Genomic DNA, 7,498 nt, shown 5'->3' with positions numbered 1-7,498 from the left:
CTTTTACGCAGGCTCTCCTCGTGGGCACGAGCCATGATGGTGAGCGAGATGATGAGTTTGCTCCAGTCGTCTCCGACGCTTTCCTGGCTGTAGGTCTGATCATCCGTCAAGGTCACAATGGTGATGCCCGAACGTATAATCTCCAGAAACAGGCTAAGCGCTTCAAGAACCTGATCGCGTGAGAGGCGATCTAGGCTCTCAACGAGCGGAAAACTGCCATTCTTTACACGACCGTTCTCCACCATGTTGATGAAGCGACCCAATGCGCCGTTCCGGCGGTTTTTACCCTTGTAGGCGCTCACGCCGATGTCGCGCAGGCTCTCATCCAACACCAGCCCGTGTTGTTCGGCCCAACGCCGACTGAGTTCTGTCTGCCGCCTGAGGCTGTCACCCTTCAACTGCTGGTCCGTGCTCATTCGTATGTACGAGTAGGCCACATTCCCTGGTTTGATCTGCGGGTCGCTCATACGTACTTAATCTCTTATGTTGCCGCGTTGTGCAATCAGCACGTATAGGAAGGTCTCCAGGACGCCGTCGAAGAACATCTGGCGCAGGCGGGCGTCCGAGGCCTCGTCGCGAAACACGCCGGCCCCCGAGAGGGAGGCGCGCCGCACCCCGGCGCCGGCCAGGAGCTCGCGCCAGCGCCCGGCGGAATCGGCGTTGGTGGTGTCCACCGCCTCCGCGTTGAAGGCGATCTGGCGGGCGCGCAGGCCCGCCACGGCGACGAAGCCGGCACCGGTGCCGATGCGGATGAGCAGGTCCTTGCCGCGTTGGGCCGTCATGGTCGGGCTCCTGTCTCTGGTGTGGGGTGCTCAAGCTTGCAGGCGCTCGGTGACCGCACCGAGGGTGAGGGTGGCGCGGGTCTCGCCGCTGGCGAGGTCTCGCCGGACCGCGATGGCGGCGAGATCGAGGCGCACCAGGGCATGGCCCGCGAGGCTGAGCGGCGCGTCGTGGAGGAGGTCGGCGATGCGCTCGGCGGCATCGACGGCGCTGCGGGTCGAGCCGGGCTTGGCGAACACCGTCAGGCTGAGATCGTGCCGGTGGCGCCGGGCGCCGTCGACGGAATCGTCGCGGATCTCGGCATCCCCGAACAGGGCATAGACCGGGGCCGCCCCGCGCGGCGGCTCGTCGGTGAGGCGCAACGCGCCGCCCATCAGCCGCGACAGGGTGGCGTCGACCGCGAGGTAGGCGAGGATCGCGGCGCGAAGCGCCAGGAGCGGGCTGGTGGGGGAGGGGGGAAGGGAAGGGGAAGGGGCGAGCGTCACGCGGCGCTCCCTTCCGCAATCAGTTCCTCCACCTGGCAGACCAGCTCGCGCCGGCGCCCGTCCGGATCGCCGGCCGCCCGGATGGCGAAGCGGCGCGGGCCGCTCGCGAGCCGCATCGCCGGGGTGATCGCGGCGCCGTAGGCGAAACGGACCCGGTGCGTGGCGAGCGCCTCCGCGCGCCCGAGGCGCACCCGCTCGAGGGTGCCCAGCGGCTCGATCGCGCCCCAGAGCAGGGGCCCGGCGACGTACCGGCGCAGCACGCCGCCGAAGCCGTCCGGCTCCTCCAGGGGACGTTCGAGCACGAAGCGTCGGCGCCGCGCGCCGATGGGCGCGCGGGGGAGGGACTGAACCATGGGGCAGGTCTCCGGTGGGAGGGCGCTAGAGCCGCAGCCGCCGCAGCGGCTCGACGAGGGTGGCGACCGCCGGGGGCGGGGGGCCGGGCGCATCGCCGCGATGCTCGAAGCCGTGGGCGACGAGGAGACGGATCGCCTGGGCCAGGGCCGGCGGGACGGGCGGGCCCGCCCCGCCATGGCCGGCCTCGACCTCGATCAACGCGGCCCGGTTCAGGAGCGACGGCGCCGCCGGATCGATCACGAGGCCGGGCGCCTCGCGTGTGTCCTCACCGAGCCGGACGAGGCCCGGCGCGAGATCGGTGACGACGCCCCCGGCGTCGACGAGCCCGGCCCGGCCCACGGCGACGAGGGGGCTCAAGGGCAGCGGAACGCGCCCGTCGCGGGGCCAGGCGGTGAGCATCAGGCGGTAGCGCCCGGGCACCAGGATGCACCGCGCGGCGACTTCCACCTGAGCCCGGGCCGCCGTGATCAGCCGCTCCACCAGGGCGTGCTCGGCCCCGCCGTCGTCGGGGTCGAGGCGGAGATGGCCGCGCATCTCGGCGAGCGTCACCGGCTCGACGATGGCGGCGTCGACGCGTATCGGGGTCATCGTCGTCTCCCTGTAGGGCGTCCCGGTGGGGTGTCCGGATGAAAGGATCGCCATGGCTCGCGGATCTGGCCCGCGCCTCGGGGCTGCGCCGGCCTCTGCCCTGGCGCTGGTCCTGCTCGGGCTCGCCCCCGCGCAGGCGGTGGTCGGCGGGCATCCCGCCCCCGAGGCGGCGGCCTCGGCCGTGATGGTGCTGTCCTCGAAGGGCGGCGTCTGCACCGGCATCGTGGTGGCGCCCGACGCGGTCCTCACCGCCGGGCACTGCGTCGCCGCCGGGCTCGAGCACCGGGTGCACTACAAGGACGAGGCCGGCGCGCCGGTGCTCGCCGAGATCGCCGCCCGCGCTTTGCATCCCGGCTACGATGCCGGCGCGGTGGCGGGCCGCCGCCGCTCCATCGACCTCGCGCTGGTGCGCCTCGCGGCGCCGCTACCGGCCCGCTTCGTGCCGGCCTCCCTCGGTGCCGCGATGCCGCGTGCCGGGACGCGCCTCACCCTCGCGGGCTACGGCGTGGCCGCGCCCGCCGACGCGCGCAGCACCGGCACCTATCGCAGCGTCGATCTCGGGGTGGTGGAGCCCCATGGCCCGAGCCGCATCCTGGTCTGGCTCGGGGCGGGCCCCGGCGGGGCCAGTGCCTGCCACGGCGATTCCGGCGGCCCGATCACCGACGGGTCATCGGTCCTGGCCGTCTCGGCCTGGGTCGCGGGCAAGGCCTGCGGCGGCATCTCGCAGGGCGTCCTGCTCGGGCCGCAGCGCGCGTGGATCGACCAAACCCTGTCCGGATGGCGCGCGTCCGCGCGCTGGTCCGAACCCTGAGGCTGCGACCTCTGGTGGAACGCGCGGAGCGGAACCAGAGCTTGGCCGAGCCATTGGCTTGGGATAGGCTTTTTTCGGTTCTCGTCCAGAACATCGCCGGACGCGGGAGAGACACGATGCTGCCCACCGCGTTGCGCACGCTTGCCCAGCCCAAAGGTCCGCGCCGCACGATCGCGCTGTGCGTCCTGGCCGTCGCCGCCTTGGCACCCATGCCGGCCTCGGCAGTCATCAACGGCGAGGTCTCGCGCGATCCCGACGGCCTGCGCGCCTCGGTGGTGCGCATCGAGAGCACGCAGGGCGAGATCTGCTCGGGCACCCTCATCGCGCGCGACCTCGTGCTCACCGCCGCGCATTGCGTGATGCACCAAGCCGGCTACAGCGTCGTCGCGGTGGACCGGGCCTTCCGCTCGCGCCGCATCAACGCCATCGCGGCCGCCATGCATCCGGACTTCGTGCCCGGCACCACGCCGGAGGACCAGCCGGGCGTCGACCTGGCGCTGATCAAGCTCGCCGAACCCCTCGGCGGCGATTTCCAGCCCCTCGACCCGCGCGGCGGCGCCATCAACACCGGCGACGCGGTGGACATCGCGGGCTTCGGCGTGGTCGCCGAGAACCGGCGCAACACCGCGCGCACCCTGCGCCAGGCCCACCTCGTCTCCATCGGCTCCCTGCAGGTCGCCAACCGCGTGACGGTGGTGACCGACCGGCGCCGGCTGGCCGAGACCGCCGGCGCCGGGGCCTGCCTCGGCGATTCCGGCGGCCCGATCCTGCGGGGCGGCCCCGGCGGCTATCAGGTCGTCGGCGTGGTCAGCTGGTCGAGCGGCGCCATGCGCCAGGACAGAAAAGCCCGCACCGCCTGCGGCGGCTTCACCGCGGTGACGCCGACCAGCGAGCACACGGGCTGGATCAGCCAGCGCGCCGCCGAATTCGCGCGCATGCCGTCCGGCGCCTCGATCGGCGCGACCCGCTCGGATTGGATGGCCAAGCCCGCCCGGCGCTGAACCGCCGGCCGCGCGGCTCGGAAAACCCTCTACTCGTAGGCGACGGCGGGGCCCGTGACCTGGACCTCGACGTCGAAATCACGAAAGTGAGCGGGCAATTCCCTGGCCGCGGCGGGGGATTGCGCGAAGACCTTCACGGTCCAGTCGTCTCCGCTCTCGTTGACGCCGAGCCCGACGGAGCAATCGACCCGGCCCGCGATGTACTCGGCCACGAAGGCTTCCTTGGCCGCGACGGCAGCCGGCTGGGACGCTAGCAGTTTGTCACGCGAGGCAACCATGTCACGCTCCTGCGGCGGGGATGTAGATCTCGAGGTCGAGGGCATCGAGGACGGTTCGAATCGGGTTCCCGTATGTAATTCCGCCGCCCCTCGGTCCGCCGATATCGGTCCCGGCAAACAGAAGCGCGATCGGGCGGCCCTCATTCGTGCAGATCAGGGCACCACTGTCTCCGCCCTTCGAGAATGCACCCTTCATACCACTGATCGCAATCTGCTTGTTGAACATCGCGAACCTGGGTCGAGGACCGCTGACCATCTGGACGCGGACGTTGTCCACCGCGATCGCCTCGACGACGCCTTCCCTGTTGCGGGTCGTGCGCCCGACCTTGCGGACCTCCATGCGCTCGATGACCAGATCCTCGATCTCGCCGATCTCCCAGGGCGTGCCGTCCGGGATCGTGTGGCCGACCCTGCGGGCTTCGCAGGTCCGACCCGGGTCGAGATGGGCGAAGGCGCAATCGACGAGATTGAACGAGACCGGATCGAAGTCGATCGGGATGAAGGATTTCAGCTTCGCCACGTGATGAGCCGTGTCGTGCGCCCGTCCGCCATCCGCGCGCCCGGGCTGCAGGATGACGTCGTCGATCCGGCCGGCATTGGTCGCCGCCAGGATGTGGTTGTTCGACAGGATGCCGACATTGCCGCCGGGGTCGACGGCGAAGCATCCGATCGTTCCGGCGCTGACCCGCACGTGTCCGACGGACTCGCCGATGAGAAGCGGACGACAGGGTTGCGGCGTGGCAGAGCCTTGTCGCCGCACGCGACCCGTCACGATGACCTCGATCTCGTCCCGCGCGATGCGCTGCGCGGCCTCGACCACGGGATGATGCCGCAGCTTGGCATGCTGGAGAAACAGTCCGACCTTCAGGTCCGAGGCACCCTCGCGCGCCGATTCCTTCCGGAGGATGCCGACCGCGATCTTCTCCTTGGGATCGAACGTGCCCTCCCGTCTGGCGCGCCGGATCTGATCGTGGGCTTGCGTTCCGGGCAGCGGCGCGAAGGTGGGACCGTTCGCGTCGGCCGCGGCGGCGCCGATCGTTTCGGCGTAGCGAAACGCCTTGAGGAACACCTCGGCCTTGGCGTTCTCCGCCCCGTCGATCTTCATGATTGCCGCCTCGGGAAAATTAACCTGAGGTTGTTTTGCGGCAGATCGACCGGTGAGCCAAGGGGAAGTTCAAGCGACCAATACCGCGCGCATCGGAAACCCTCAGGTTGTACCCTGAAATCAACATCCGCTGATCTCCAGGAGGCACCTCCGGGCCCGACGGCCCGGAGGTCTCAGGTTCATCCGAACGACAGCAGCTTGATCGCGTCGAAGTCCTGCACGCCGCCGCCGACGCGCTTGGTCGTGTAGAACAGCACGTAGGGCTTCGCCGAATAGGGATCGCGCAGCACGCGCACGCCGACCCGGTCGACGATCAGATAGCCGCGCTTGAAATCGCCGAAGGCGACGCTCAGCGCGTTCGCCGCGACATCGGGCATGTCCTCCGCCTCGACCAGCGGGAACGTCATCAGCGACGCCTGTCCGCCGGCCTGCGCCGGCGGCTGCCACAGATAATTGCCGTTGCCATCCTTGAACTTGCGGATCGTCGCCTGGGTCTTGCGGTTCATCACGAAGTTGCCGTTCTGCCGGTAACCCGCCTTCAGCGCGTAGATCAGATCGACCAGCACATCGGAGGCATTGCTGGCGGGAAACGCGCCGGCCGCGCCGCTCGCCACGGTGCCGAGATTGCCCCAGCTCCACGACCCGTTCGCAACCGTCGGATAGCTGAGAAAGCCCTTCGGCTTGTTGACGCCGTCGCCGTTGACGAAGGCCGCGCCCTCCTGCACCGCGAAGGTCAGCTCGACCTCCGAGGCGATCCACTCGTCGATATTCACCGCCGAGTCGTCGAGCAGGGTCGCGGTCGCCGCCGGCATCGCGTACAATTCCATCGCCGGGAACGACAGCGCATCGAGCGTCGGCGAAGCGGTTTGCGTCCGCGCGTCGGTCTCGCCGACCCAGCCGGTCGCCGGGCCCGCCGTCATGAACGGCTTCTTGTAGATCGACGACGAAATCTCGCGCACCGCGGCGATGGCGCGGATCGGCGAGATCGCGGCGAGGCGCTGGCCGATCTCCCGCTCGAGTTCGGGCGGCACCAGATAGCCGCCATCGGGATTGGAGCCGATCGACATCGCCTTGGTCTCCAGCCCGCGCAACGCGCCGGCGTCGCCGCCGCGCACATAAGCGTCGAACGCGCTCTTGTGCTCGCGCGCCGCGCCTTCGAGCGAAGCGCGCCGGGTGCCGTCGAGCGCGGGCCGCGCCTGCTTCAGCGCGAGATCGTCCAGGCGGCGGATCTGCATGTCCATCGCGGCGTCGATGCGGTCGATCTTTTCGTCGAGCAGCACGTCGCCGCGGCGGCGCTCCAGCCGGTCGAGGCGCTCGTCGTTCGCCGACTTGAACTCGTCGAACATCCGCATCATGGCGTCGTGCTCGCCGCCGAGGCCGGCCTTGCGTTCCGGCGCGGCGCCGGGCGCGCCGTGGTCGATATCATAGTCCATCTGCTTCTCCTGCTCGGGGTGTGGAAGGGGGTCGGAATGCGCGGTATGCCGCGCGGCCGGCTTGCCCGGCGGCGACGATCGCGTATGGGTCATGAAACGGCGCGCTGGAAACTCGCACAAATGCAATCGCGACTCCGGGGGTCCTGCGACCGCCTGATTTCTGCAGCAGATCAGCGCCTGCTGCGCGGTCATTTCCTCTGGCTTCAAATCCAGGCGTTGTGAAAACCGTTCACCACTCAATGACGGCGATATGTATCGGCCCTGAACGCCGCTCTCACCGGTTATTTGTTGCCTGTCGGTACGCGTAGGTCATCGTTCACCCCAGCGGCGCGATGCCGCGCAGCGCCGTCTTGCGGCCGGCGCGATCATTCATTCGCGAAACCGACGGCGCGCGGCGCGGCGTGATCGGCGCCGGCGCGGCGCCCGCCAGCATCGCCCAGTCGCGTTCGGCGTGCGAACGCGACCGAGACACCGGCGCTTGCTTCACAGCGCTGACCCGCGCGCCGTCGAGCAGCGGAAACGTCACGATCGAGATCTCCCACAGATCGACCTGATGCAGCGCCCGCACCCGGGTTCGCGGATCGATCCGGCCGCGCACGGTGCGATAGCCGATCGACAATCCGTCGATCGCGCCGCCGCGCAGCAGCGCCAGCAATTCGCGGC

The 7,498-nt window shown here is 69.8% G+C and carries 10 protein-coding genes and 1 pseudogene; 2 read left to right on the top strand and 9 right to left on the bottom strand.

From position 1 onward, the window contains the following. From JWQ05_RS04320 to JWQ05_RS04300, 5 genes and pseudogenes are all read right to left on the bottom strand, one after another. Positions 1-467, bottom strand: a 467-nt coding sequence (locus JWQ05_RS04320) for a recombinase family protein (RefSeq protein WP_299655019.1), incomplete at its 3' end; no start/stop codon positions are given. Positions 468-524: 57 nt separating this feature from the next. Continuing rightward, positions 525-782: pseudogene (locus tag JWQ05_RS04315) on the bottom strand (phage major tail protein, TP901-1 family); the annotation flags it as partial. Between the two features lie 30 nt (positions 783-812). Next, entirely contained in the window at positions 813-1,265 is a 453-nt protein-coding gene (locus JWQ05_RS04310) for a DUF3168 domain-containing protein (protein ID WP_299655016.1), read from the bottom strand. Further along, the gene (locus JWQ05_RS04305; protein WP_299655013.1) at positions 1,262-1,618 is read right to left on the bottom strand and encodes a head-tail adaptor protein; all 357 of its coding nucleotides are present in this window, start codon (positions 1,616-1,618) and stop codon (positions 1,262-1,264) included. The genes JWQ05_RS04310 and JWQ05_RS04305 overlap by 4 nt, the downstream gene beginning before the upstream one ends. A gap of 25 nt (positions 1,619-1,643) precedes the next feature. Continuing rightward, on the bottom strand, positions 1,644-2,207 hold the full coding sequence (locus tag JWQ05_RS04300; protein ID WP_299655010.1) for a hypothetical protein: 564 nt from the start codon (positions 2,205-2,207) through the stop codon (positions 1,644-1,646). Positions 2,208-2,259: 52 nt separating this feature from the next. On the opposite strand from JWQ05_RS04300, the gene JWQ05_RS04295 reads away from it, so the two are divergent. Continuing rightward, positions 2,260-3,018, top strand: coding sequence for a S1 family peptidase (locus tag JWQ05_RS04295; RefSeq protein WP_299655007.1), 759 nt, complete (start codon positions 2,260-2,262; stop codon positions 3,016-3,018). 209 nt (positions 3,019-3,227) lie between these two features. Next, entirely contained in the window at positions 3,228-4,019 is a 792-nt protein-coding gene (locus tag JWQ05_RS04290; protein WP_299655025.1) for a trypsin-like serine protease, read from the top strand. Between the two features lie 29 nt (positions 4,020-4,048). Here the strand turns inward: JWQ05_RS04290 and JWQ05_RS04285 are convergent, their stop codons facing one another. The 4 genes from JWQ05_RS04285 to JWQ05_RS04270 all read right to left on the bottom strand — a co-directional run. After that, positions 4,049-4,297 (bottom strand): hypothetical protein, encoded by a 249-nt coding sequence (locus JWQ05_RS04285; RefSeq protein WP_299655004.1) that lies wholly within the window; start codon positions 4,295-4,297, stop codon positions 4,049-4,051. A 1-nt stretch (position 4,298) separates the two neighbouring features. After that, a complete protein-coding gene (locus JWQ05_RS04280) occupies positions 4,299-5,402 on the bottom strand; it encodes a hypothetical protein (RefSeq protein WP_299655001.1) in 1,104 nt (367 codons plus the stop codon). Positions 5,403-5,581: 179 nt separating this feature from the next. Next, entirely contained in the window at positions 5,582-6,835 is a 1,254-nt protein-coding gene (locus tag JWQ05_RS04275) for a phage major capsid protein (RefSeq protein WP_299655022.1), read from the bottom strand. Positions 6,836-7,151: 316 nt separating this feature from the next. Next, the coding region (locus tag JWQ05_RS04270) for an HK97 family phage prohead protease (RefSeq protein WP_299654998.1) at positions 7,152-7,498 on the bottom strand (347 nt) is incomplete at its 5' end.

It is taken from the genome of Methylobacterium sp., assembly GCF_028290105.1.
GTDB lineage: Bacteria > Pseudomonadota > Alphaproteobacteria > Rhizobiales > Beijerinckiaceae > Methylobacterium.
Note: the sequence above shows the minus strand (reverse complement) of the source record. Positions and strands in the feature narration are given on the sequence as shown.

What these genes read in the sequence shown, in the direction of transcription:
- JWQ05_RS04305 (WP_299655013.1), bottom strand. Translation starts at nt 1,618, where the DNA reads ATGGTTCAGTCCCTCCCCCGCGCGCCCATCGGCGCGCGGCGCCGACGC.
- JWQ05_RS04300 (WP_299655010.1), bottom strand. Translation starts at nt 2,207, where the DNA reads ATGACCCCGATACGCGTCGACGCCGCCATCGTCGAGCCGGTGACGCTC.
- JWQ05_RS04290 (WP_299655025.1), top strand. Translation starts at nt 3,228, where the DNA reads ATGCCGGCCTCGGCAGTCATCAACGGCGAGGTCTCGCGCGATCCCGAC.
- JWQ05_RS04295 (WP_299655007.1), top strand. Translation starts at nt 2,260, where the DNA reads ATGGCTCGCGGATCTGGCCCGCGCCTCGGGGCTGCGCCGGCCTCTGCC.
- JWQ05_RS04280 (WP_299655001.1), bottom strand. Translation starts at nt 5,402, where the DNA reads ATGAAGATCGACGGGGCGGAGAACGCCAAGGCCGAGGTGTTCCTCAAG.
- JWQ05_RS04275 (WP_299655022.1), bottom strand. Translation starts at nt 6,835, where the DNA reads ATGGACTATGATATCGACCACGGCGCGCCCGGCGCCGCGCCGGAACGC.
- JWQ05_RS04285 (WP_299655004.1), bottom strand. Translation starts at nt 4,297, where the DNA reads ATGGTTGCCTCGCGTGACAAACTGCTAGCGTCCCAGCCGGCTGCCGTC.